This window comes from Hyphomonas atlantica corrig. (assembly GCF_017795365.1).
GTDB classification, from domain to species: domain Bacteria; phylum Pseudomonadota; class Alphaproteobacteria; order Caulobacterales; family Hyphomonadaceae; genus Hyphomonas; species Hyphomonas atlantica.
The window spans coordinates 1041099-1065675 of the sequence record NZ_CP051254.1; the positions used below are offsets into that span (position 1 = coordinate 1041099).

The 24577-nt window shown below is 60.8% G+C and carries 25 protein-coding genes; 22 read left to right on the forward strand and 3 right to left on the reverse strand.

Features of this window, described 5'->3' with window-relative positions; all coding sequences use genetic code 11:
- The first annotated feature begins 10 nt into the window (after nt 1–10).
- The 6 genes from HF931_RS05265 (at nt 11) to HF931_RS05290 (ending at nt 5297) form a co-directional block, all read left to right on the forward strand.
- Nucleotides 11–2833 (forward strand): helicase-related protein, encoded by a 2823-nt coding sequence (locus HF931_RS05265; RefSeq protein ID WP_273242242.1) that lies wholly within the window; start codon nt 11–13, stop codon nt 2831–2833.
- Complete coding sequence (locus HF931_RS05270) at nt 2830–3117, forward strand: RNA-binding S4 domain-containing protein (RefSeq protein ID WP_035547692.1); 288 nt, start codon at nt 2830–2832, stop codon at nt 3115–3117. Before HF931_RS05265 ends, HF931_RS05270 begins: the two co-directional genes overlap by 4 nt.
- Nucleotides 3114–3560, forward strand: coding sequence for a tellurite resistance TerB family protein (locus HF931_RS05275; RefSeq protein ID WP_035547688.1), 447 nt, complete (start codon nt 3114–3116; stop codon nt 3558–3560). Before HF931_RS05270 ends, HF931_RS05275 begins: the two co-directional genes overlap by 4 nt.
- 85 nt (nt 3561–3645) lie before the next feature.
- Nucleotides 3646–3990 carry a ferredoxin FdxA gene (gene fdxA / locus HF931_RS05280; protein ID WP_035547685.1) on the forward strand — a complete coding sequence of 115 codons (345 nt, stop codon included), beginning with the start codon at nt 3646–3648 and terminating at the stop codon, nt 3988–3990.
- Between the two features lie 245 nt (nt 3991–4235).
- A complete protein-coding gene (locus tag HF931_RS05285; protein ID WP_035547682.1) occupies nt 4236–4757 on the forward strand; it encodes a CarD family transcriptional regulator in 522 nt (173 codons plus the stop codon).
- A gap of 270 nt (nt 4758–5027) precedes the next feature.
- Nucleotides 5028–5297, forward strand: a complete 270-nt coding sequence (locus tag HF931_RS05290; RefSeq protein WP_035547680.1) for a hypothetical protein — start codon at nt 5028–5030, stop codon at nt 5295–5297.
- A 54-nt stretch (nt 5298–5351) separates the two neighbouring features.
- Here the strand turns inward: HF931_RS05290 and HF931_RS05295 are convergent, their stop codons facing one another.
- A complete protein-coding gene (locus tag HF931_RS05295; protein WP_273242244.1) occupies nt 5352–6923 on the reverse strand; it encodes a long-chain-fatty-acid--CoA ligase in 1572 nt (523 codons plus the stop codon).
- A 171-nt stretch (nt 6924–7094) separates the two neighbouring features.
- On the opposite strand from HF931_RS05295, the gene HF931_RS05300 reads away from it, so the two are divergent.
- From HF931_RS05300 to HF931_RS05375, 16 genes are all read left to right on the forward strand, one after another.
- A complete protein-coding gene (locus HF931_RS05300; protein WP_420537729.1) occupies nt 7095–8369 on the forward strand; it encodes a glutamate-5-semialdehyde dehydrogenase in 1275 nt (424 codons plus the stop codon).
- Nucleotides 8366–8965 (forward strand): nicotinate-nucleotide adenylyltransferase, encoded by a 600-nt coding sequence (locus HF931_RS05305; RefSeq protein WP_035547675.1) that lies wholly within the window; start codon nt 8366–8368, stop codon nt 8963–8965. Before HF931_RS05300 ends, HF931_RS05305 begins: the two co-directional genes overlap by 4 nt.
- Nucleotides 8962–9714, forward strand: coding sequence for a HesA/MoeB/ThiF family protein (locus HF931_RS05310; RefSeq protein WP_273242248.1), 753 nt, complete (start codon nt 8962–8964; stop codon nt 9712–9714). The genes HF931_RS05305 and HF931_RS05310 overlap by 4 nt, the downstream gene beginning before the upstream one ends.
- Before the next feature lie 67 nt (nt 9715–9781).
- Entirely contained in the window at nt 9782–10798 is a 1017-nt protein-coding gene (locus tag HF931_RS05315) for an alpha/beta fold hydrolase (RefSeq protein WP_273242250.1), read from the forward strand.
- 59 nt (nt 10799–10857) lie between these two features.
- Nucleotides 10858–11412: a lipocalin family protein gene (locus HF931_RS05320; RefSeq protein ID WP_273242251.1), complete on the forward strand. Its 555-nt coding sequence runs from the start codon at nt 10858–10860 to the stop codon at nt 11410–11412.
- A gap of 31 nt (nt 11413–11443) precedes the next feature.
- Nucleotides 11444–11902: a YbgC/FadM family acyl-CoA thioesterase gene (locus HF931_RS05325; protein WP_273012089.1), complete on the forward strand. Its 459-nt coding sequence runs from the start codon at nt 11444–11446 to the stop codon at nt 11900–11902.
- Complete coding sequence (locus HF931_RS05330; RefSeq protein WP_273242253.1) at nt 11899–12534, forward strand: outer membrane beta-barrel protein; 636 nt, start codon at nt 11899–11901, stop codon at nt 12532–12534. The genes HF931_RS05325 and HF931_RS05330 overlap by 4 nt, the downstream gene beginning before the upstream one ends.
- Nucleotides 12535–12726: 192 nt before the next feature.
- The gene (gene tolQ / locus HF931_RS05335) at nt 12727–13440 is read left to right on the forward strand and encodes a protein TolQ (RefSeq protein ID WP_035547662.1); all 714 of its coding nucleotides are present in this window, start codon (nt 12727–12729) and stop codon (nt 13438–13440) included.
- A gap of 3 nt (nt 13441–13443) precedes the next feature.
- Nucleotides 13444–13884 carry an ExbD/TolR family protein gene (locus tag HF931_RS05340; protein WP_035547659.1) on the forward strand — a complete coding sequence of 147 codons (441 nt, stop codon included), beginning with the start codon at nt 13444–13446 and terminating at the stop codon, nt 13882–13884.
- 16 nt (nt 13885–13900) lie between these two features.
- On the forward strand, nt 13901–14866 hold the full coding sequence (locus HF931_RS05345) for a hypothetical protein (protein WP_273242255.1): 966 nt from the start codon (nt 13901–13903) through the stop codon (nt 14864–14866).
- Nucleotides 14867–14896: 30 nt separating this feature from the next.
- Nucleotides 14897–16252, forward strand: a complete 1356-nt coding sequence (tolB, locus tag HF931_RS05350; protein WP_035547653.1) for a Tol-Pal system beta propeller repeat protein TolB — start codon at nt 14897–14899, stop codon at nt 16250–16252.
- Between the two features lie 224 nt (nt 16253–16476).
- A complete protein-coding gene (pal, locus tag HF931_RS05355; RefSeq protein WP_035547650.1) occupies nt 16477–17028 on the forward strand; it encodes a peptidoglycan-associated lipoprotein Pal in 552 nt (183 codons plus the stop codon).
- Nucleotides 17029–17127: 99 nt separating this feature from the next.
- Complete coding sequence (ybgF, locus tag HF931_RS05360) at nt 17128–18123, forward strand: tol-pal system protein YbgF (RefSeq protein WP_273242256.1); 996 nt, start codon at nt 17128–17130, stop codon at nt 18121–18123.
- Nucleotides 18124–18142: 19 nt separating this feature from the next.
- Complete coding sequence (tilS, locus tag HF931_RS05365) at nt 18143–19165, forward strand: tRNA lysidine(34) synthetase TilS (protein WP_273242257.1); 1023 nt, start codon at nt 18143–18145, stop codon at nt 19163–19165.
- Between the two features lie 93 nt (nt 19166–19258).
- Nucleotides 19259–21181 (forward strand): ATP-dependent zinc metalloprotease FtsH, encoded by a 1923-nt coding sequence (gene ftsH / locus HF931_RS05370; RefSeq protein ID WP_035547647.1) that lies wholly within the window; start codon nt 19259–19261, stop codon nt 21179–21181.
- A gap of 207 nt (nt 21182–21388) precedes the next feature.
- Nucleotides 21389–21985, forward strand: coding sequence for a GNAT family N-acetyltransferase (locus tag HF931_RS05375; RefSeq protein WP_273242259.1), 597 nt, complete (start codon nt 21389–21391; stop codon nt 21983–21985).
- On the opposite strand, the gene HF931_RS05380 is transcribed toward HF931_RS05375, so the two are convergent.
- Nucleotides 21982–22764 (reverse strand): succinate dehydrogenase iron-sulfur subunit, encoded by a 783-nt coding sequence (locus HF931_RS05380; RefSeq protein ID WP_027838092.1) that lies wholly within the window; start codon nt 22762–22764, stop codon nt 21982–21984. The genes HF931_RS05375 and HF931_RS05380 overlap by 4 nt on opposite strands.
- Before the next feature lie 21 nt (nt 22765–22785).
- The gene (gene sdhA, locus HF931_RS05385) at nt 22786–24573 is read right to left on the reverse strand and encodes a succinate dehydrogenase flavoprotein subunit (RefSeq protein WP_273242261.1); all 1788 of its coding nucleotides are present in this window, start codon (nt 24571–24573) and stop codon (nt 22786–22788) included.
- Between the last annotated feature and the right edge of the window lie 4 nt (nt 24574–24577).

The window sequence follows — 24577 nt, forward strand, 5'->3', positions numbered from 1 at the left end:
ATTTTTGGAAGTGACAGCTCGCGATCAGGTTGACGTGAAGCTGCATGATTTCCGGGCGTTTTGCGGTCGGGCCCGGCGTCGCCCGCTTGACTTCCGCGAACCGGCCCGCCACGCAGCGACGATGAGTTCCACGCTGAAGGCCATTCTCGGCCCCACCAATACTGGCAAGACGCATTACGCCATTGAGCGGATGACGGGCTATGGCACCGGCATGATCGGTTTGCCGCTGCGCCTGCTCGCGCGGGAGGTGTATGACCGGGTGGTCGAGCGCAAGGGCGCGGCGCATGTGGCGCTGGTCACTGGCGAGGAGCGGATTGTTCCGTCTACGGCGCGCTATTGGGTCTGTACCGTGGAGTCCATGCCGGTCGATGTGCGGGTGGACTTTGTGGCGATTGACGAGATCCAGCTGGCCGAGGACCAGGATCGCGGCCATGTCTTCACAGACCGCATCCTGAATTTGCGTGGATCTCACGAGACCCTGTTGCTGGGCAGTGATACGATGCGCGGCGTGTTGCGCACGCTGGATTTGGGCGCAGAGACCGAGCCGCGCGAGCGCTTTTCAGAATTGCGCTATGCGGCCCATTGCAAGATCACCAAGCTGCCGAAGCGGACGGCCATTGTCGCCTTCAGCACCGATGAAGTCTACGCGATTGGCGAACTGCTCCGCCGTCAGAAGGGCGGGGCGGCCATCGTGATGGGCGCGCTGAGCCCGCGTACCCGCAATGCGCAGGTCGCCATGTATCAGTCAGGCGAGGTGGATTACATTGTTGCGACGGATGCCATTGGCATGGGGCTCAACCTGGATGTCGACCGGGTGGTGTTTGCCTCGCGCTCGAAATTCGACGGGCGGCGCCATCGCCTGCTGACACCTGCCGAGTGCGCGCAGATTGCGGGCCGGGCCGGGCGCTTTCGCACCGATGGCGAGTTTGGCGAGACGGCGACCTGTCCGCACTTTGACGAAGAAACCTGGAAAGCGATCGAGGCGCACCGGTTCGATCCGGTGGACCATCTGCAATGGCGCAATTCGGCGCTGGACTTTTCCAGCCTGCGGCGCCTGATCCTGAGCCTTGAAAAGCTGTCCGGTCATCCGGCCCTGATCCACAATCCGCATGCGCTGGATGAATGGGTGCTGCGCCGGATGAGTGAGGATGGCGCCATCGGGCCGAATGTGGCCGGGGCGCGCCGGGTGAAGCGTTTGTGGGATCTGGCCCGCTTGCCGGACTTTCGCAAAGCCGGGCCGGAAGGGCATGCGCGGCTTGTGCTCGGCCTTGCCGAAACGCTGGCAGACCCGGATGCGCGCCTGTCTGACACGGGGCTTGAGCGGCGGCTGGATGATCTTTCCTCAACGCAGGGAGACATCGCAAAGCTGCAGCAACGGCTTGCCAATATCCGGACATGGACCTATGCCGCCCACCGGCCTGACTGGCTGGAAAACCCCGAAAAATGGCAAGATCGTACGAGGGAGATTGAAGACTCCCTGTCAGACGCGCTACACGAAGCCCTTACAGCCCGGTTTGTGGACCGGCGCACAACCGCTTTGCTTGCCAGCCTGAAGAAGGAAGACGCCCTCGTGACCGAATTGACCCCGGAAGGAGATGTCCGTGTGGAAGGCCATGTTGTTGGACGCCTCAAAGGCCTGACATTCGAGCCTGTGCTGGATGCGCGGACACTGGAAGGCAAGGCCGTGCGCGGCGCAGCGCAGGCCGCCGTTCGCCCTCTGATCGTGGAGCGGCTCAGCCTGATCGTGGCGGCGCCGGATGACGCGTTCAAGCTGAATGATGAAGGCCAGGTGGAGCATATCAATTCGCCTGTGGGCCAATTGGTGAAGGGCTCTGGCTGGATGTCTCCGCGCGTGGAGATCATCGGCGCGGCCGAAGTTGACCCGGCAGAGCGCGAAGCCGCGCGGCAACGGCTGGAACAATGGGCGACAAAGGAAACCGCCCGCATCCTGCCCACACATACGAAACTGGCCGTCGAAAAGGCGGGAGACGCGCTGGACGGATTGGCGCGCGGCATTGCCTTCCGTGTGCTGGAAAGCGGCGCGGCGGTCGATCTGCGCCAGGATGATCCCGGCCTGCGGCTCACCGCTGAACAGCGCGAAGCCCTGAAGGGGATCGGCATTCGCGCCGGCCGTGTGGCGGCCCATGTGCCGGATGCGCAAAAGCCCGCAGGCCAGCGCATGATCGCCATTCTGCGCGCAGTGTTTGAAGGCCAGCCTTTCCCGCTTGCGCCGGAAGGGGCGGGGTCTTTCGCGCTTGACGGCACATGGCCGGAAGAGGCGCTGGCCGCGAATGGCTATCTGCGCTTCGGCAAGCGGGCCGTGCGGGCGGACCTGGCAGAGCGCCTGGGCTGGGAAATTGCCAAGCGCCGCAAGGAAGCCGGGAAGAATGCCTTCCCCATCGAGATTGACCTGGCTTCGGTTGTGTCCTGTCCAGCCGATGACTGGCCTGCCGTGCTGAAAGGCTTTGGTCTTGCCCCGGCAGAGAAGGACAAGGAAACCGACGCCGTCTTGCTATGGCGCTATGCGGCGCGGGCGCGGCCGGAGGGTCGCCCGGAGCGTGGCCGCAATCAGGGCGGCGCCCCGCACCAGAATGCGGGTGGCAAGGGCGGCAAGGGCCCGCGGGGCGGCAAGCCTCAGGGGGGCGGACGTGGTCCCTCGCGCAATGCGCCGGCGTCTCGCAAGCCTGACCCGGACAGCCCGTTCGCGGCGCTGGCAGCCCTGTTGCCAGAGGAAAAGCCGAAGCCCAAGAAAAAGAAGCGCAAGCCAAAGCCCAAGGCAGAAAGCGGCGCGCCTGAAACCGGCAGCGACTTCACCTATACGCCCTTCCAATGACGGAAACGCCGACGCTGCGCCTGGATGTATGGTTGTGGCGGGCACGGTTTTTCAAGACGCGCGCACTCTCCGGCGCGCATATCCGCAAGCGCGGTATTCGCCTCACCCGGAATGGCCAGACGCGGCGCGTTAATAAGCCCGGCGCAACCATTGCGGTAGCGGATATTGTCACAATGGCCCTCGGGGGGCATATCAAGGCTGTTGAAGTGCTGGACCTCGGCACACGGCGTGGACCCGCGGACGAGGCAGCGGCGCTGTACCAAACGTTGGAGATGGACGAATGATGAGCGCGCTGAAAAACCTGTTCCGGCAGAAAACACCTGCGGAACGGTCGATGGATCCGCAAGTGGCGGCAGCGGCCCTGTTGGTCGAGGCGGCCTTGTCTGATGGTGTCTATGTGAACATCGAAAGCGACATGATCGCCGAAATCCTTCTGGAGGCGTTCGGGTTTGACGCCGACAAGGCCGATGCCGTGCTGGCGGAAGGGGAGGCGCTGGCCGAAGAGGCTGTCGGCTCTCACCAATTCACCAAGCATGTGAAGAAGCTGCCAGTGGCAGAGCGGGTCTCCATCATTGAGGGGCTGTACCGGGTGGCGCTGGCGGATGGGGAAAAGAGCGATATCGAGGACGCCTATATCCGCCATGTGGCGTCACTGCTGTATATCGACGATATTTCACGGGCCCAGGCCCGGCAGGCGGCGGAACAGCGGATCACTGACGCTTCCTGAAGAGACCTGTCAGCTCGCCTCATTGACATAAGCGCCTGCGCGCGCCATTTCGCCCGTGCACAAATTGCAGAAGGCCCTCCCGCCCATGACCTATATCGTCGTCGACGCCTGTATCCGTTGCAAATACATGGATTGCGTCGAGGTTTGCCCGGTTGATTGCTTCTATGAAGGCGAGAACATGCTGGTCATCCATCCGGATGAGTGCATTGATTGCGGCGTGTGCGAGCCGGAATGCCCGGCAGAGGCGATCGTACCTGACACCGAGGACGACCCGGACGGGAAATGGCTGAAACTCAACAGCGAATATGCGAAGGTCTGGCCGAACATCACCCGGATGAAGGAACCGCCTGCAGATCGCGAACAATTTGCGCAAGAGACCGGCAAATTGGAAAAATATTTCAGCCCCAAGCCGGGTGAAGGCGACGTCTGAGTCAGCCCGTCCGAACCCTGATTTTGCAGGGTTTCTCAATAAAGGTTAACAAAATCAGAGGCCTTGAGAACTTTACTCTTGGTTAGCATCTGGGCGTGTCTGTTGAAAAACCTGCACATTTATGCTAGTGTTCAGACTTGAGTAATAACTGACAAGAGCCGGAATCTTCAACTCAGACCGTCAACTGCGTCGGACTGGGAAGGACTTTATCGGCTCTATTTGCGTAAAAAAGGGCGATATCCAACATGGCTAAAAAAGCATCTGCGGAACTGGCGTTTGAAGTGGGTCAAAGCGTCGTTTACCCCGCACACGGGGTGGGCAAGATCACGAGCGTCGAGAAGCAGACTGTGGCCGGCATGGATCTGGAGGTCTACGTGGTCTCCTTTGACCAGGACAAGATGATCCTTCGCGTTCCAACCAACCGCGCCGAAGCTTCCGGCATGCGCGCTCTGGCCGGCTCCAAGCTGGTTGATGACGCTCTGAAGACGCTGGGCGGCCGCGCCCGCATCAAGCGCACCATGTGGTCGCGCCGTGCGCAGGAATACGAAGCGAAGATCAATTCCGGTGACCTGATCTCCATCGCGGAAGTCGTGCGCGACCTGCACCGCGGCGAAGACCAGCCGGAACAATCCTATTCCGAGCGTCAGCTTTACGAAAATGCGCTGGACCGTATGGCCCGCGAACTCGCCGCTGTCGAAAACATCGACAAGGACGACGCCATGGAAAAACTTGCTCAATCCCTCGCAAAGAAGAAAGTCGCCGCCTAAGGCCTCTTTCCTTTTCGATCATGCAAGGCCCCCGTCTGGTGAACACCGGGCGGGGGTTTTTCGTGTTTGGGTCCGAAAAACCCGTCATTCGTGAAGATTGGGCGTAATTCCATTAAAAAAGCCGCGGTTTCGTCAGATCGCTGTTAACCATACGGCAAAGGAGAGCAGGCACTCTTTGCGTGTCGCCGGAACGATCCGGTGGCGGATGGATGCTCAGGCTGACATGCCCAAAAAGGGTGGCGGCACGGGCAGGGTGACAGGAGAAACAAGATGCCCTTTTCAGAGATGGAAATACAGCCAGGCGGCCTGCTGGGTGCCGAGGCAAATGCGGATGAATTCTATCAGGCGGGTCTCGCCTGTGCAGCCGGTGTCGGATCTGACATCGACCTGATCTCCGCGCACAAATGGTTCAACCTCGCAGCCTCCAAGGGCCATGACGAGGCCAAGCTGCAGCGTCAGGAAATGGCTGACATGCTGAGCACGGATGAAGTCAAGGTGGCGCTGTCGGCAGCGCGCGACTGGCTGAGCCTCGCCAACTAAGGCGACGTGATCATGGCGGACAGCGCAGGGGACGCTGCGCCATCCGCCCTATGATCAGCTGACGCGGCGTTCCTGGTCTTTCCAGTAAACCTCGCGCAGATCCTTGCGCAGGATCTTTCCGGATGGATTGCGGGGCAGGGCCTCGATAAATTCGACCGTCTTCGGACATTTGTATCCGGCGATACGCTCGCGCGCATGGGCGATAATGTCTTCCTGTGTCGGAGATTCGCCGGGCTTGACCACGATGATGGCCTTTACGGCTTCGCCCCATTTCTCGTCCGGCACGCCGATCACGGCGACATCGGCCACACCGGGGTGGCCAAAGATCGCATTCTCGACTTCAGCCGGATAGATGTTCTCTCCGCCAGAGACGATCATGTCTTTCACGCGGTCATGGATGTAGAGAAATCCGTCCTCGTCGAAATAACCTGCATCACCCGTGCGGAAGAAGCCGTATTCGTCAATCGCTTCGGCGGTGGCGTCGGGACGGTTCCAATAGCCCTTCATCACAAAAGCCGATTTGATGGCGATCTCGCCAACTTCGCCGGTTGGCACGGAATTGCCCTCCGCGTCCAGGCAGCGGACGATGGTTGCCGGGTAGGGGACGCCGCAGGACCGCAGCTTGCCCCAGGACGGATCATGCGCCTCTGGTGGAAGATATGTTCCGCACCCGCCCGTTTCTGTCAGGCCATAAAGCTGCGTGAATTTTGCGCCCATGATCTCCTTGGCGTCGAGGAGCAGGCTTTCTGCGATCGGCGAGGCGCCATAGAAGACCTGCTTCAGCGGGGTCCAGTCAATGTCGCGTACATTCGGCATCTGCGTCAGCATCAGGATCACCGCCGGCACCCAGAAGGCATGCGCGATCTTGTGCTCCGGGATCAGTTTCAGGATGAGCGTCGGGTCGATTTCCCGCAGGACAACAGCGTTTGCACCCTGCGCTGCGGTCAGGATGCCAATGTTCACGCCTGCCACATGAAATAGCGGCATCGCGTTCATGACGGCATCGCCCACATCATAGCTGGCCCAGTCGAGCTGGCCGGCCTGTTCGAAGATGGCGCGGTAGTTGCCATTGGTCAGCTGCACGCCCTTCGGCATGCCGGTCGTGCCGGACGTATAGAGCTGGATCACATCATCCGTATCATGCGTTTCGATGCCGGGGGCGTCGGTCGACTGGCCGTCGCGCCAGATTGTGTAGGATGGCCAGTCATCGCGTTCGCCATCAATCGCGATGACCTGTTCCAGATCGGGCAGGTCAGCGCGGATCTGGTCGATCATGCTGTAGAAATCCTTGCCGACGAACAGGATCTTCACACGGGCGTCCGACAGGATGAACTGGACCTCAGGCGGGGCGAGGCGCGTATTCACCGCCGTCATCGCCGCGCGCGCCTTGGCCGCGCCGAACATCATCTCGTAATAGACAGATGTGTTCTTCGCGAGATAGCCGACGCGGTCATCTGTCTGGACGCCGAGCGCGATCAGGCCGTTTGCAACCTGAGTAGACCGGGTCTCAAGCTGGGCAAAGCTGGTGGTTTCGCCTTCGAACCAGAACGCGGTTGCGTCCGGACGGATGCCGGCCTGGACACGCGGAATATCCGCCAGATGCGGCATCGCCTTAACGTCGATCATGTACTTCCTCCGGATGGTGTTTTGTTTCCTCGACTTTCATACTAGGGCAAATTTTCGAAGAGTCAGCCCGTCGCCGCGCCTTGTAGTCATTGCAGCCATAGCCGAATGCATCATTGGCGCATCTTGCAGACAGGCCGGGTTTCCGGCACATCCATCGCCATGATGGATACGATGACAGACCAGACCGCAGATCTCGGCGAAACCATGCTTCGGATGGGGCGCAATGCCCGTGAGGCTTCGCGCAAGCTGGGCCGGATGAGCCCGGCAGACCGGACGCGGGGCCTGAAGGCGGTGGCCAGCGCGATCCGGGCGGCGTCTGACAAGATCCTCAGCGCGAACGAAGCCGATATGACCGCTGCGCGAGAGAAGGGGCTGGACGCCGCCATGCTCGACCGGCTGGCGCTGGATGCGGCGCGGCTGGAAGGCATTGCATCCAGTGTTGAGGCGGTGGCTGAACTGGGCGATCCGATCGGGCGCGAGCTTGCGCGGTGGGAGCGGCCGAACGGACTGGATATTGCGCGCGTGGCCGTGCCGCTGGGTGTGATCGGCATTATTTACGAGAGCCGCCCGAATGTGACGGCGGATGCGGGCGCGCTGTGTTTGCGCTCTGGCAATGCGGCCATCCTGCGCTGCGGATCGGAAAGCACCCAGTCATCCCGCGCGATTGTTGCGGCCATGCGCAGCGCCCTCAAACAGGAGGGCCTGCCGAAAGATGCGGTGCAATTGGTGATGACCAGGGATCGCGCCGCCGTCGGGCATATGCTGGCCGGGCTGGAGGGCAATGTGGATGTCATCGTGCCGCGCGGGGGCCGCAGCCTGGTTGAGCGGGTCCAGAAAGACGCCCGCGTTCCGGTGATCGGACATCTTGAAGGCCTTTGCCATGTGATAGTGGACAAGGCAGCAGATCCGGAAAAGGCGGTGTCGATTGTGCTCAATGCCAAGATGCGCCGCACCGGAATTTGCGGGTCTGCCGAGACGTTGCTGGTGGATGCGGCAGTGGCGGATGACCTGCTGCCGAAGATGGCGGCGGCCCTGACGGATGCGGGGTGTGAGCTGCGCGGCGATGCGCGCGCGCGGGCGATTGTACCGGATATGGTCGAGGCGACAGAGGCGGACTGGTCAACGGAATATCTCGCGCCGATCCTGGCAGTGGCTGTCGTGGATGATCTCACTGCTGCGCTGGACCATATCGGTACCTGGTCGTCCGGACATACAGAATGCATCATTACTGAGGACGAGGCGGCTGCTGAGCGATTCTTTGCTACGGTCGATAGCGCGATCCTGTTGCACAATGCGTCAACCCAGTTCGCTGATGGGGGCGAGTTCGGCATGGGCGCGGAGATTGGTATTGCCACAGGCCGCATTCATGCACGCGGCCCGGTGGCCGCAGACCAATTGACGACCTACAAATATGTCGTGCGCGGCAATGGGCAGGTTCGTCCTTGAGCAGAGCACTTCTACCAGGGCCAGCGCGTGGCCTGCGCATCGGATTGTTCGGGGGCAGTTTCAATCCTGCCCATTCAGGGCATCTCCATGTGGCCACGACCGCAATGAAGCGTCTGCAGCTGGACTGGGTCTGGTGGATTGTGGCGCGGGGAAATCCACTCAAGACCGGGCACGGAGACTTCGGGGAACGTTTCTGGTCTGCGATGGCTGTTGCCGATCATCCCCGCATGCGCGTGACCGATATCGAATCGCGTCTTGGCCTGACCTATACCTATCGAACCCTTTCTGCGATCACGCACATTGCACCGGATGCGGACTTTGTCTGGCTGATGGGCGCGGACAATATGGTGAACTTCCATATGTGGAGTGAGTGGCAGGAAATTGCGCGCATGATGCCGATTGCGATTGTTGCACGCCCCGGCGTGGGGCCGGGCGCGCGAAACTCGCCCTTTGCGCGGCGGTTCGCTCATAGTCGTATTCCTGAAGCGGAGGCGACGATCTTGCCAGGTCTCGCGCCGCCCGCCTGGGTCTATCTCACCGCGCCGCTGGATCCGATTTCCTCTACCGCCATTCGTCAGATGAAGGCTGCGTCATGAGCCTCAGCCCGGAAGAACTTGCCCGCCACAAGCGGCATATCATGCTGAGGGAGATTGGCGGGCCCGGCGTGCAGAAGCTGCGCGCGGCGCGCGTGTCAATCGTCGGGGCAGGAGCGTTGGGCGGGCCGTGCGCGATGTATCTGGCGGCTGCGGGTGTCGGCCAGCTGGAGCTCTGGGACGATGATCATGTCGAACGCTCAAACCTGCAAAGACAGATCCAGTTCGGAGAGAACAGTCTCGGAAAGTCGAAAGTGGAGGTGATGGCCGCGCGCCTGACAGCAGATCATCCGTCCACACATGTTCTGGGTCGACGAAAGCGCTGGTCGAAGGACGATGCGTTGTCAGGCGACATTCTGGTTGATGCAACGGACAATTTCCCTGCGCGCTATGCGTTGAACAGGGTCGCGCATCAGAGCGAGCGTCCGCTGGTGCATGGCGCCGCGGCGGGGTGGAGCGGACAGGCCAGCGTGTTCGCGTCTGGATACGTTGCGGGCGCGCCCTGTTATCAATGCTGGGTGCCGGAGACGCCACCGGATGCCGAGGCCTGTGATGAGGTTGGTGTCGTAGGGCCAGTTACAGGAATGATTTCTACACTGATGGCGCTGGAGGTGATCAAGCTGATCACCGGTGCGGGGGAGCCATTGATCGGGCGGCTCGCTTTGGTTGACGGGCTTTCCACCCGTCAGCGGTCGGTTGTTTTGCGGCGGGATGCTGCATGCCCGATCTGTGGAACTGATCGCAGAATTTGACTTGTCACTAGACGCAGGGCTTTAGTGCGTCACCCTTTGGTGTGCATGTAGGGAGTTCGGGATTGTGTTGAAACGACTGTTTGTCGTGCTGGTGACGCTTGCGATTATATTAACGGCGGGATGGTGGATGCTTCGCCGGGATGACATATCCTACACGACGCTCGAATCGGTCTATTCGAAATCCAACAGTCGCTTCCTGAAATCCGGCAAGGACGTGGAGATTCATTTCACGGATTCTGGCCCGCGCGATGCGCCGGTTGTTGTTCTGGTGCACGGCTATTCCGCCTCGCTTCAGACTTGGGATGCCTGGGCGCGGAAACTTCGCAAGGATTACCGGGTCGTCCGTCTGGACCTTCCGGGGCATGGCTTGTCTCGCTGCCCTGATAATGACTCCATCGGTATCGAGCAATTCGTCGAGACCGTGGACCGTGTCGCGCGCACGCTGGACGTTGAACGGTTTACCCTGGTCGGCAATTCCATGGGCGGTCACACTGCCTGGGCCTATGCGCTGGACCATCCCGAGAAACTCGACGGCCTCGTCCTGGTCGATGCTGCCGGTTGGCTGGATGCGCCGGGGGAAGGGGAGTCCGACCCCTTCATCTTCAAGCTGCTGCGCAATGGCGTGGCGCGCAGTGTGATGAAGGATCTCGATATGTCGGCGCTGATCCGATCCGGCCTCGAAGACAGTTTTTATGATCCGGCATTTGTGACTGACGAAATGGTGGACCGCTACTCGGCCATGTCGCGCGCGCCGTGTCACCGGGATGCATTGCTGAACCTGATGAGCGGCGCGACGCTGCGGATTCTGGCGTCGGATGAACTGCTCGGAAACATCACCGCACCGACCCTGGTCATGCATGGGGACAGCGACAATCTGATCCCGGTTGCGCATGGGCAGAAATTCGCGGACGCCATTCCGGGCGCTGAATTGATTATCTATCCGCAAACGGGGCACATCCCACAGGAGGAGAAGGCGGCGGAGTCTGTCGCCGATCTGCGTGCCTTCCTTGCGGGCCTCCATGCTGAGGAGACGCCGTCAGACATTGTCGATCCGCTGGACATCGCCCCTCAGAATGGGGGGTGATACGTATTTGCGAAACCGAACAGGCGGGTCATGCGTAAGAGGGGAGAAGGAGATTTCTCATGCGCATTGCCCTGTCGACACTTGCCGCCGCCCTGGTTGCTGCCTGTACCAGCCAGCCTGATTACCGTGCGGAGACGGCGCCACCGCCGACTGTCGATTCGGTGGATCTGGAGCGCTATTCGGGCCTTTGGTACGAGATTGCGCGCTACCCCAATTCCTTTGAGAAAAACTGCACGGGCGTGACCGCCGAATACGGTCTGAACGCCGACGGCACGGTGAGCGTGACCAATACCTGTTACAAGGGTTCGCCCGATGGCGAGAAGGATGTTGCAGAGGGCACGGCCCGGATTGTCGAAGGCAGCAACAACGCAAAGCTGAAAGTGAAATTTGCGCCGGCCTGGGTGCCGTTTGCATCGGGCGATTACTGGGTGCTGGCGCTGGAGCCGGACTATTCCGCTGTGCTGGTTGGCAGCCCGGATGGCAAGTATCTCTGGATCCTGTCCCGCACCGCGCAGTTGGACCCGGTGGTGCTGGATGGGCTGAAGCAGCGCGCCGAGGCGCTTGGATATGCAACCGAGCCCTTGGAGATGACGGTTCAGGCGGAACAGGGGTGACGCTGGGGGCGGGCTTTGCTACGCGGAAATCATGAGCCTGCCAGACCTTGACGCCCAGAATTTCGATGCGGACCGCCAGCACTGGATCAGTGTGCGTGTCTATTACGAGGACACCGACTTCACCGGCATGGTGTATCACGCCAACTATCTTCGTTTTTTCGAGCGGGGCCGGTCTGATCATCTGCGCGATGCGGGTATTTCCCATCAGTCCCTGCTGGAGCGGGAAGACCCGGCTGCCTTCACCCTGACGCGCGTTGAGGTGGACTATCGCAAAGCCGCCAAGGTCGACGATTTGCTGCACATACGCACGCGCTATATCGGCACTGAGGGGCCGCGTATCCGCTTTTCGCAGACCTGTTTCCGGGGCGAGGAGATCATTGCCGATGGCGAAATCACGGCTGTGATGATCCACGCCGATGGCCGCCCGCGCCGCCCGATCCGCGAACTGGTCAAGCATCTGGAAGCGTATCGCTGGGAGGGTGAGGGGTGAAACTTGCTATACTCGTATTCGCCGCTGCGTGCGCGAGCCTTTTGCTCTCTGCGAATGCTGATGATGTGTTCGATGCCGAACGGGGCTTCTATGTCGCCGCGCGCGGTTACGGCTCTATCGGAGACCAGAACAATCTGATTTTCGAAGACAGCCGCGAGATCGCTGGCGCTGTAGGCTACCGGTTCAATCATTCCATCCGGATGGAGGCCGAGTATGGATTCCGCTGGGCCAATATTGCCGGCCTGAACGGGGCAAGCACGGCGAGCGGCGACTTCACGAGCCGGTCCATGGGCATGCACGCCTTCTACGACTTTCGGAACGGCAAACGTATCCGGCCATTCCTGGGTGCCGGGGGCGGTGCAGGTGTGCTGGATTTCACGTTCTCCGGCCCCGCCGACATCAACCCGGATTTCATTGTGGTCGGCGAAGACACAAACTCCAGCGCGTACTGGAACCTCTTTGCCGGGGCGACCTATCATGTGAGCGATCGGTTCCGGCTGTCGCTTGGCACGGAATATGTGTCCTATTCAGATCAGGCCGTTGCCTCGAATCTCGGTGGGATCGACGGCATCAACCGCGCCTACAATTTCTACATCGGGACACGCTGGTTCCTGCCCGACCTGTTTGATTGAGTGGCGCGACCTCTGGATTACTGGCCGCTTGCCCACGTTTCGTTAATAAAACCCGCTTAGCCGTTAACCCCACTGCGGAAACTGGCAATTCTGCCGTGTTTCTGCCGGATTTGGTGTGGATGAAGGGGTGTGCCGGTCCCGGGTGGGATGCGGCTGATCACCCATGATACGTAGACAGGAGCATTAGCCCCCATGGAATCAGAAGCGATAGGCACCGCCGCAAGTCATGCCGACTTCTCGCTGTTCAGCCTCATCATGGCGGCTGACCCGGTTGTCAAACTGGTCCTACTGTTCCTGCTGCTGGCCTCGATCTGGTCGTGGATGGTGATTGGCGAGAAGCTGTTCTCCCTTGGCGGACTGCGCAAGAAATCGCGCCAGTTTGAAGAGGCCTTCTGGAGTGGCCGCACCGAAGATTTCGACATGCGCCCCGGTCAGGCCACCAATGATGCGGCCAGCCGCGTGTTTGCCGCGGCTGCGCGCGAATGGTCCGATGCACGCCGCCAGTCCCACAATCCTGCCGAAGCCGCCGCAATCGTGAGCCGGGCGGAGCGCTCCATGCGCGCCGCTGTCGATCGTGAACTTGGCCGGGCCGGCAGTGGTCTGGGCGTGCTCGCGACGATCGGTTCAGCGTCTCCCTTCATCGGCCTGTTCGGAACCGTCTGGGGCATCATGAACGCCTTCCTCAACATTGCCGAACAACAGGATACGAGCCTTGGCACCGTGGCCGGCCCGATTGCAGAGGCCCTGTTCGCCACCGGCCTCGGCCTCGTGGCCGCTATCCCGGCCGTTATTTTCTACAACAAGTTCACTGGCGACCTGACCAAGCTGGGCGACCAGCTCGACACATTTTCTCAGGACGTGCTTGTGCGCCTGTCGCGCCGCGCCTCCGAATCCGCGAGGGACTAGGCGATGGGATTGATCCTCGGTTCAGGCGGGAAGGGCGGACGGCGCGGGCGACGCGCGTTGAACGCTGAAATCAACGTGACACCCTTTGTGGACGTCATGCTGGTTCTGCTCATCGTGTTCATGATCACGGCGCCCCTGCTGGTGCGCGGGGAGGAAGTGAACCTGCCCAAGACGAGTTCGGGGCCAATCAAGACCGAACCGAATGACGACCCGCTGGCGATTTCCATCCGGGAGAACGGCGATGTCTTTATCCAGACGACCCTGGTTGAGGATGTGTCGACGCTGGGCCCGCAGCTTCAGGCCATCATCGGCGAGGGCTATGAGCAGCCAATTTACCTGCGCGGTGACGAGAACACGCCCTATGGCCGGATCATGGAAGTGACCGCCGAAATCCGGGCTGCCGGCTATACGCGCGTATCCTTTGTGACTGAACAGAAGAAGTAGGAGCGCATCGCCCCACATGCTTCGCGGCTTTACCATATCGACTGTGCTTCACGCCACCGTGCTCGCCGCGGCGGTGATGACGTGGCCGATGCAGAAAAGCAAATGCGATCGAGAGATCGAGCGCCTGGAGCGCGAGGAGCCCGGCCTGTCGCCGGTCGATATCCTCATGCGCTTGCCGCAATGTGCCAGTACGATCGACGTGCCGATTGATATTGTCGACATTGGGCTCGTGACCGATGTGGCGCCGATCCAGAAGGCGGAAGAGCCGCCAGAGGAAGAGGTCGAAGAGCCCGAGCCGGAAGAACAGCCCGATCCGGTGGAAGAAGATGCCGAGATCGTCGAGGACCCGCCTGAAGAACAGGAAGAGGTGAACGAGACCCGCGAGACCGAAACGGCCGAGGAAGAACCGGTCGTGGAAGACACGCAGGCCGAGCCCGAGGAACAGCCAAAAGAACCTGAGCCGAAGAAGGAAGAGCCTCCGAAAAAGGAGCCAAAGCTGATCGAGAAGCAGAAGCCGAAATCGGAATCTGACGATCTCGACTTCCTGAACGATTTTGAAGACATCCTGAAGGACAAGGCGCAAACCCAGCGCAAGGTCGCGCAGGAGCAGGCGCCACCGCCGATCAACAAGCCGGTGCTGAAAGACGTACAGCAACCCCGCAAGGGGGCAGGGGACCGCCGCGGCAATACTGCTTCGCTTCAGGCCGCCATGCGCCGCCAAATTGGCTATTGCTGGAATGGTGTGGATGATCTGCCCAAGGAAGACCAGTTCGACGTTGTGATCCGAGTGAGACTCAATGTGGATGGCTCTCTGGACGGCAATGTGAATCTGGTGACCCCGCGCTCCATGCCGATTGGCCGCCGGGGCGTTGTGGTCCAACGGGCCCTGACAGCGGTGCGCCAGTGTGCGAACTATCAATTGCCTGAAGACGATTACGACGAGTGGAAAGACATTGAGGTCACGATTGGCCCGCTCAAGTGACCTGAACCGAGATTCTGAGGAGACTTTCAAATGACCCGCATCCTGACAGCGCTAATGCTGGTCCTCCTGACGCCATTTGGCCTCGCCATGCCTGCCGCTGCGCAGCTGCAGGTCCGCGTCGATGAGGGCAATTTCCAGCCCACACCCCTGGCTATCCCGGACTTTGAAGTTCGCGGCACGAACGCTGAAATGGCAGAGGACATCGCCGATGTTGTCCGCGCCGATCTGGAATCGACCGGCCTGTTCGACATTCAGAACCCGGCCTCCTTCATCCAGAAGGATCTGTCGATTGATGTTCAGCCACGCTTCCCGGACTGGCGCATCATCCAGACCGAAGGTCTTGTGGTGGGCGCGTATGAGGAATTGCCGGACGGCAAGATCGCGGTCTCGTTCCGCCTTTGGGACGTTTATGGCGGTGAAGTCATGCGCATCAATGGCCAGCCGGGCCGCCGCCTGACGACCACGCCGGACAATTGGCGCCGCATTGCGCACAAGATTGCCGACTCGATCTATACGCGCCTGACCGGCGAAGATCCGTATTTCGATACGCGCATCGTTTACATTGCGGAGACCGGCCCGAAGACCGAGCGCGTGAAGCGCCTGGCGATCATGGATGCCGATGGTGCGAACCAGCAATATCTGACCGGTGGCACGAACACCGTGCTGACGCCGCGCTTCAGCCCGTCGGCGCAGGAAATCACCTACATGTCCTATGAAGGCGGACGCCCGCGCGTCTATCTCTTCAATATCGAGACAGGCCGTCAGGAATTGCTCGGCAACTTCCCCGGCATGACGTTCGCGCCGCGCTTCTCCCGGGATGGGGAAAGCGTTCTGCTGACGCAGGCGCAGGGCGGTAATTCCGACATCTATCTGATGAACCTCCAGACGCGCCAATCTCGCCGCCTGACGGATCATCCGGCGATTGATACCTCACCGTCCATGTCGCCGGATGGGCGGGGCATTGTCTTCACGTCCGACCGGGGTGGCAGCCCACAGCTCTACATCATGAATACCGATGGCAGCCCGCGCACCTGCCCCTCAGGCGGTCGTGACGTGGCATGCCGGATCACCTTCAATAAAGGCCAGTATTCGACGCCGGTCTGGAGCCCGCGAGGCGATCTGGTCGCCTTCACGAAGCAGCTTGGTGGCCGCTTTTATATCGGTGTCATCGGCACGGACGGCAAAGGCGAGCGCCTTCTGACCGAATCGTATCTGGATGAAGGTCCGGACTGGTCTCCGAATGGCCGCGTGATCGTGTATTTCCGCGAGAGCCGCCCCGGCGCAGGACCGCAGCTCTGGTCGGTGGACCTGTCTGGCCGGAATGAGCGCCGTCTGCCGACGCAAACAGATGCGTCTGACCCGGCCTGGTCGCCGTTGTTGCAATAATTTCATACACTTCGTCCCCGGTTTTTATCCGGGGGCGTTGCTTTTTGGAGATAAACCGTCAAAATATCGCGAAATCGGGGTTGCTGCTCTGCTTCCGCCCGATTGTCGCCCGAATTCTGTCAGAATATGGAGACAGATACCCGCTACATCCGGCACAACGTTGACAAACGCCAGCCGTACGGCGTCAATTAGCACTCAGGACATCCAGGGGAGTCTGAATAGCAATGAATACCACTTTCAAACTTGCAGCTGCTGCAGCAGTTGTTCTTTCCATCAGCGCATGTGCATCCCAGCCGGAGCCTGTCGAACAGGTTGAAGAACCGGCACCGGTAGAAGTTGCCGAACCGGCACCTGCTCCGGCACCCGTCGTTGAAGAGCCTGCCGCACCGGCTGGCCCGCTCGCAGGGTCTCTCGAAGACTTCCGCGTCAATGTTGGCGAGCGCGTTTACTTTGACCTCAACGGCTACCGCCTCGACGTCGACGATCAGGAAGTCCTGAAGCGTCAGGCGGCCTGGCTGTCTTCTTACCCAGCTGTTCGCATCATCGTGGCAGGCAACTGCGACGAGCGCGGCACGCGTGAGTACAACCTTGCCCTCGGCGAGCGTCGTGCATCCATCGTGAAGGACTATCTGGTCAGCCTCGGCGTCGACCCGTCCCGCATCGACACGATCTCCTACGGTAAAGAGCGCCCGATCGCTGCTGGTTCTGACGAGCAAGCATGGGCACTGAACCGGAACGGCTTCACGCAAATCGTTTCCGGCGCGACCACAAGCTAAGCTTTCTGTCGCGAATAGCTTCACAAGATGCAGCCGGGTGCCTTAATTTGGCCCCGGCTGTTTTCGTATGAATCCAAGAAATCCTCCGGAGGCTCATCCATGTTCAAAGCGCCCGCTCTTGTCCTCGCCAGCCTGTGCCTCGTGGCCAGCCCTGCCATCGCTCAGCGGAGTGCGCCGATCACTCAGGGCGTGACGAGTTCAGATCTTTCCCAGCAGGTGGCGCAGGCGCGTCAACAGAGCGCTCAGGTGCAGGTTGAGGTAAACGGCCTGACCGGCGATGTGATGCAGCTGACGGGCCGCGTTGAAACCCTGGAGTTCCAGCTTCAGCAATCGCGCGAGCAGACCGAAAACCTCCAACGCGACAATGAAGCCCTGATTGACGAGATTGATGATCTGCGCACCCAGCTGGACGCGCAGTCTGAGGACATGGCCGCATTGAAATCCTTCATGGCGTCAGCTGGCCTGATGCCGGAAACCGAGCCGACACCGGACGGTATGACGGGCGCGTTCCCGGATGATGCGATGACGGGTCTCGGCGATTCTGCGGCATCCGGCCCGCGCCGCCTCAACGGGCTGAGCGAAATGCCGGAGCCTGAACCTGAATCCCAATCCGGACCTACGCGCCTGACACCTGCCAGCACCCTTGCAGAGAATGAGGCGCTTCCGGAAGGCTCACTCGGCACCATTCCTGCCAGCGCGTTGCCGGGGGAGGCGGGGCCATTGTTCGCACTCGCCAAGTCTCGGCTGATCCAGTTTGACTATGCGGGCGCAGAAGAAGCGTTCCGGGCTTTCCTTGAGCGGTTCGGAGATGATCCGCAGGCGGGCGAAGCGCATTACTGGTTGGGAGAGTCGCTTTACCAGCAGAAGGCCTATGCTGATAGCGGCGCGGCCTATACGACCATGATCCGCTCTTATCCGGATGATCCGCGTGCCCCTGATGCGCTTGTGAAGCTCGCCCGCGCAATGCGCCTGATCGGTGACAAGGAAAAGGCCTGCCTGGCGCTCGGCACCTTGCCGAGCCGGTATCCCAATGCCTCCGGCGTGACACGTGACCTGGCCGCGGTGGAGCGCACCAAGTCCGGTTGCGACAACTGATTTGCACGTCTGACGTCTGATGGACCTGTTTGACCGGCTCTGCGGCAAGGCCACAGGGCCGGTTGGCGTTGCGGTCTCAGGTGGCAGCGATTCCCTTGCGCTGCTCATCCTCGCGCATGAATGGGCGGAGCAGTCCGGTCGGGCGCTTGTCGCGTTCACGGTCGATCACAGATTGCGCCCGGAAGCCGCTGACGAAGCCCGCGCGGTGGCAGAGATTTGTGCAGGCCTCAATGTGCCCCATCACACACTGGTCTGGCGTACCCCGAAAGGGAAGCAGGCACCGGCCCGGCGGGCCCGTCACGCGCTGATGGCTGAGGCGCTGCGGGCCGAGGGCGGCACGCACCTTCTTCTGGGGCACACGGCCGATGATCAGGTTGAGACTTTCCTGATGCGCGCCCGGCAAGGGTCCACCTGGTATGGATTGGCGGGTATGCAGCCCATCGCGCTGTCGCCCGTCTGGCCGGAAGGGCAGGGCGTGCGGATTGCCCGTCCGGTTCTGAAGCGCTCGCGCGCGGATTTGCGGGAGGAACTGGAACGGCGCGGCGTCGACTGGATCGACGACCCTTCCAATCGAAATCCGGCCTATGAACGCGTGCGGGTTCGCACCTTGCTGGCAGGGCAAGAGCGGCTGAAAACCCGAATCCTTGCCTGTCAGGCCCGGCTTCAGGATCTGCGGCGGCTCGAAGAACGACTGATTGCACACTGGATGCGCGAACAGGTTTCGATCGATGGCGAAGGTGTGTTCCGGCTTGATTTGTCGGGACTGCCGGAGGAGCGCCTGATCCGCGCCTTGGGCGTGATGCTACAGATTGTTGGAGGGCGTGAGACGCCGCCGCGAAAGGATGCGGTGGAGCAGCTTGCCATGCGGCTGACCAGTGATGAGCCCTTCTCGGGCGCGACGCTTGGCGGCGTCATGATCTATCGCAATCGCGATCATGTAAGTCTTGCGCCCGAGCCAGAGGTTTCAGGCGATGCTGCAGACGAAAAGCTGGCTCGCGCCCGGTTCGCGGCAATTCGCAGCCTGTATGGCGCCGGTACGTGACAAAACAGCCATTTTAAGAGCTTTTGAGTCGTTTTCGTGCCATAAGCTTCCTATCTTACGGAACGAACACCGGAATCTGGAGCGAGACGCGATATGAACGTCAGGAATTTGGCTATCTGGGGCGCCATTGCCCTCCTGGTCATCGGCATGGCCGTGGCCATGGGTGGTAACCCACAGGCGGCCCGGGCCGAGAAGGCCAAGCTGTCCGTAATCTATGAGCTGGTCGAAGACGGCAAAATTGCCGATGCGACGCTCGGAGATCAGCGCATAATTGTTACGACGACCGATGGCCGGACCATGGTCAGCGAGCTGCGCTCTCTCGACATGACGACCCAGCAATTCCTGGAAGAAAACCAGGTGCCGTTTACGGTGGATGCTGACAGCGGCCAGAACACGTTCGCATCGCTGATTTTCTCCATTCTTCCAATCCTGCTGATTGTCGGCTTTGTCTTCTTCATGATGCGCCAGATGCAGTCTGGCGGCGGTCGCGGTGCAATGAGCTTTGGCAAGAGCCGCGCGCGCCTGCTGACCGAAAAGCATGGCCGCGTCACATTTGATGACGTTGCCGGCGTGGATGAAGCGAAGGAAGAATTGCAGGAGATTGTCGAATTCCTTCAGGATCCGTCGAAATTCCAGCGTCTTGGCGGCAAGATTCCAAAAGGCGCGCTTCTGGTGGGGCCTCCGGGAACTGGTAAGACGCTGCTGGCGCGCGCTGTTGCGGGTGAAGCCGGCGTGCCCTTCTTCACAATCTCCGGTTCGGACTTTGTCGAAATGTTTGTGGGTGTTGGCGCAAGCCGGGTCCGCGACATGTTCGAGCAGGCAAAACGCTCTGCGCCCTGCATCATCTTCATCGATGAGATCGACGCAGTCGGCCGCTCGCGCGGTGCCGGTCTTGGCGGCGGTAATGACGAACGCGAACAGACGCTCAACCAGTTGCTGGTCGAGATGGACGGTTTCGAAGCCAATGAAGGCATCATCCTGATCGCAGCGACGAACCGCCCGGACGTTCTGGACCCGGCCCTGTTACGTCCTGGCCGTTTCGACCGTCAGGTGACCGTCGGCAATCCGGACATTATGGGCCGCGAGAAAATCCTTCGCGTTCACATGCGTAATGTTCCGCTGGCAAAGGATGTCGACGCGAAGACCATTTCGCGCGGCACGCCCGGCTTCTCGGGCGCTGACCTGGCGAACCTTGTGAACGAGGCCGCCCTGCTTGCGGCCCGTCGCGGCAAGCGCGTGGTCGCCATGCAGGAATTCGAAGACGCCAAGGACAAGGTGCTGATGGGGCCGGAACGCCGCTCCATGGTCATGTCCGAAAAGGAAAAGGAACTCACCGCCTGGCATGAGGCTGGCCACGCCATTGTGGCGCTGAAAGTGCCTGCGGCAGATCCGGTCCACAAGGCGACGATCATCCCGCGCGGACGCGCACTCGGCATGGTTATGCAGCTGCCGGAAGACGATAAGCTGTCCATGTCCAAGATCGAGATGACCTCTCGTCTGGCCATCATGATGGGTGGCCGCGTGGCGGAGGAACTGAAATTCGGTGACGACAATGTCACCGCCGGTGCGGCATCGGATATCCAGCAGGCGACACGTCTGGCTCGCGCCATGGTTACGCGCTGGGGCTTTGCAGATGCCGTCGGCCCGGTCGACTATGGCGATGATCAGGGCGATGTGTTCCTCGGCCAGCAACTCATGCAGTCATCTCACGTGTCCGAAGAAACATCTCGCAAGATCGAGGAAGAAGTTCGTACGCTGATCCAGACGGGCATGGATGATGCGCGTCGCATCATGACGGATTATCGTGGCGAGTGGGAAGCGATCGCGACCGGCCTGCTTGAATATGAGACGCTGACGGGCGAAGAAATTGCCGAACTGTTGAAAGGCAATCCGCCTTCGCGGCCGGATCTTGGCGATGATGATTCCTCGCCGGGCTCTGCCGTTCCTGTTATTGGCAAGCGCCGCAAGCCGAAAGGCGATGGCGGCCTTGGAGATCCGGAGCCGAACCCGGTCTGATTGGACTGGTTGAAAGGATAAGACTTGAAAAGCGCGGCCAGATCGGTCGCGCTTTTTGCGTTTCGGGAAGTGCTTGCCTTTGAGGATACGGGCACTACCGTTGTGAGGCGAATCTGGAACGATCAATCCGTTCGGGATTTATGCGTTGAAGCCATCGGCACAAGCAAGCCGACTGGTGGGAACTCTAGACGGAGGCTGGCCGGCCTTATGTGTAACGCTCCGCTTCAGGTCTCTCTGGATACAGGCCATGATGTGCTGCTACGGCCCGTTGGGATCGACGATGAGTCGAAGTTCCAGCAAATCTTCCGGGCAATGTCTCCGGAATCCCGCTACCTGCGATTCTTCAGTGGGGCGAACCCTGTGCCGGATGCGGTGGTCCGGTCGCTTGCGGACGCTGACGGGCACAAGCATATCGCCTGGGGCATTCTGGATGAGGGCGAGGATGGCGCGCCCTTGATGGCTGCGGCCCATGCCATACGCAGCGAAGAGGGGAGCGACCGGGCGGAACTGGCGCTGGGTGTGCTCGACCAGTACCAGGCGCATGGGCTCTCTCGGCTTTTGATTGCATCCGTCGCCCTGTCTTGCCGGGCACGCGGCATCACCACGCTAGAGGCGGAAACTCTGCCGGAAAACCGCAAGGCAAACAGCCTGTTCAAGGCGCTGGGCGGGAAAGTGATCCGGCCCATGCCGCCAACGACACTCTGGGAGTTTGATGTGGCCCAATTGATCGAAACCCTCCGAACGATGGAACGTCCGGAGGGTTTGCGAAAAGTCTTTGCCGTGAATGCTGGCGGGACCGCTTAGGATACCCGCTCCACCATCATGTGCTTGATCTTGGCGATGGCCTTGGCCGGGTTCAGGCCTTTCGGGCAGACCTGCGCGCAGTTCATGATCGTGTGGCAGCGATACAGTTTGAACGGATCTTCCAGATCGTCCAGACGCTCGCCAGTGGCTTCATCGCGGCTATCGATCAGCCAGCGATAGGCCTGAAGCAGCGCGGCAGGGCCGAGATACTTGTCGCCATTCCACCAATAGGACGGGCAGGACGTCGTGCAGGATGCGCAAAGGATACATTCGTAAAGGCCGTTCAGCTCTTCGCGGTCTTCCTCGGATTGCTTCCATTCCTTTTCAGGCTCTGGCGTCACCGTTTTCAGATAGGGCTGCACATAGGCGTGCTGCGCGTAGAAATTGGTCAGGTCCGGGATTAGGTCTTTCACCACTGGCTGGTGGGGAAGGGGCGCGATCGAGATTACGCCGCCCGGCAATTCGTCAAAGCCTTTGGTGCAGGCAATCGTGTTCTGCCCGGCAATGTTCATTGCGCAGGACCCACACACGCCTTCGCGGCAGGAGCGGCGGAAGGCCAAAGTCGGATCAATGGTGTTCTTGATGTAGAACAGCACGTCCAGGATCATCGTGCCGGCCTTGTCCATGTCTACCCAGTAGACATCCCAGCGCGGATTGCCGCCCTCTTCGGGGCTGTAGCGATAGATCTTGAACTGGCGAAGATTGGTCGCGCCTTGCGGCTTTGGCCAGGTCTTGCCTTTTTTAGGCGCGGAGCCTTTGGGGAGGGTAAGCTGTACCATGTCTTGCGTGCCTTGCTGTCCTTAGTACACCCGGGCCTTCGGCTCGATGTAGCTGATTTCGTTCGAGAGCGTGTAATTGTGCACTTCGCGATAGTCGATCGTGACCTTTCCGGCCTCGTCACACCAAGCGAGCGTGTGCTTCATCCACTTCTCGTCATCGCGCTCGGAATAGTCTTCACGGGCATGGGCACCGCGGCTTTCTTCCCGGTTGGCAGCCGAATTCACGGTGACGGCGGCCTGAGCGATGAGGTTGTCGAATTCGAGGGCTTCGAGAAGATCGGTATTCCAGACCATGCCGCGGTCTTTCACGTCGATGCCCGGAGCCTTCTTGTAGACTTCCTCAATGGCGTCGACACCGTCCTTCAGAACGTCGCCGGTGCGGAACACCGCGCAATTGTTCTGCATACCCTTCTGCATTTCCAGGCGCAGCTTGGCGACCGGCTGGTCGCCGGTTGCGTTGCGCAGGCGGTCCAGGCGCTCAAGATGCTTGTCGGTTGCGCCTTTTGGCAGTTCCGGCTGGGTCGCCCCGGCTTCGGTGGTCGCGCCGCAGCGCTGGCCGGCCGCGCGGCCGAACACAACAAGGTCGATCAGGGAGTTGGAACCGAGACGGTTTGCGCCATGTACGGACACACAGGCCGCTTCGCCAACAGCCATCAGGCCTGGCACCACGGAGTCCGGATCGCCATTCTTCTTGGTCAGCACTTCACCGTGATAATTGGTCGGGATGCCGCCCATATTGTAGTGAACGGTTGGCAGAACCGGGATCGGCTCTTTCGTGACGTCGACGCCTGCGAAGATTTTCGCGGTCTCGGAGATGCCCGGCAGGCGCGCCGCCAGCACATCTGCACCGAGATGCTCAAGGTGCAGGTGGATGTGGTCCTTCTCTGCGCCAACGCCGCGACCTTCGCGGATTTCCATCGTCATCGCGCGGGAGACAACATCGCGGGAGGCGAGGTCTTTTGCGGATGGGGCATAACGCTCCATGAAGCGCTCACCTTCGGAATTGGTCAGGTATCCGCCTTCGCCGCGGGAGCCTTCGGTGATCAGGCAGCCGGACCCGTAGATGCCGGTTGGGTGGAACTGAACGAATTCCATGTCCTGCAGCGGCAGGCCGGCGCGCAGCACCATGGCGTTGCCGTCGCCCGTACATGTGTGGGCAGAGGTACACGAGAAGAAGGCACGTCCGTATCCGCCAGTTGCCAGGACAACCTTTTGCGCGCGGAACCGGTGAAGCGTGCCGTCATCCAGTTTCCATGCCGTGACACCGCGGCAGGCGCCCTCCTCATCCATGATCAGGTCGAGCGCGAAATACTCGATGAAGAATTCGGTCTCTTCTTTGACGCACTGGCCATACAGCGTGTGCAGCATGGCGTGGCCGGTCCGGTCAGCCGCAGCGCAGGTACGTTGTACCGGGCCCTTGCCGAATTCGCGGGTCATGCCGCCGAATGCGCGCTGGTAGATCTTGCCTTCATCGGTCCGGGAGAAGGGCATGCCCCAATGCTCCAGCTCGTAAACAGCGGCGGGCGCTTCACGGCAAAGATATTCAATCGCGTCCTGGTCGCCCAGCCAGTCAGACCCTTTGACGGTGTCGTACATGTGCCAGCGCCAGTCATCCTCACCCATATTGCCTAGCGAGGCAGCGATGCCGCCCTGTGCGGCAACCGTGTGGGAGCGCGTTGGGAAAACTTTGGAGATACAGGCGGTTTTCAGGCCGGCCTGTGCGGCGCCCAGGGCAGCACGGAGGCCAGAGCCGCCAGCGCCCACAACCACGACATCATATGTATGGTCGATCCAGGTGTAATTGCTCATCTTG